This window comes from Nocardia abscessus (assembly GCF_015477775.1).
In the GTDB taxonomy this organism is placed as follows: domain Bacteria; phylum Actinomycetota; class Actinomycetes; order Mycobacteriales; family Mycobacteriaceae; genus Nocardia; species Nocardia abscessus_A.
The window spans coordinates 1-424 of the sequence record NZ_JADLQO010000076.1 but is presented as its reverse complement, the minus strand read 5'-3'; the positions used below and the strand labels follow the sequence as shown (position 1 = coordinate 424).

Below are 424 nucleotides of genomic sequence, written 5' to 3'. Positions count from 1 at the left end.
ACCGTTCTCGGTGCACGGCCCATCGGCCAGCACCTGACCACGCTCCACCCGCTGACCCTCGTCCACAATCGGACGCTGATTCGAGCACGTGCCCTGATTCGACCGGTTGAACTTCCGCATCCGGTAGCTGCGTCGGGTGCCGTCATCGTGCACGACGGTGAGGTAGTCGGCGGAGACCTCCTCGACCACACCGGCCTGTTCGTTCACCACCACATCACCGGCATCGATCGCGGCACGCGACTCCATGCCGGTGCCGACCAGCGGGGCCTCGGAGCGGATCAGCGGAACCGCCTGCTTCTGCATGTTCGCACCCATCAGGGCGCGGTTGGCGTCGTCGTGCTCGAGGAACGGGATCATCGCCGTCGCGACCGACACCATCTGACGCGGCGAGACGTCCATGTAGTCGACCTCGGTCGCAGCGACG

Annotated in this window: 1 pseudogene; it reads right to left on the bottom strand. The window is 66.3% G+C overall.

Features of this window, described 5'->3' with window-relative positions:
- Positions 1 to 424: pseudogene (locus IU450_RS39340) on the bottom strand (DNA-directed RNA polymerase subunit beta); the annotation flags it as partial.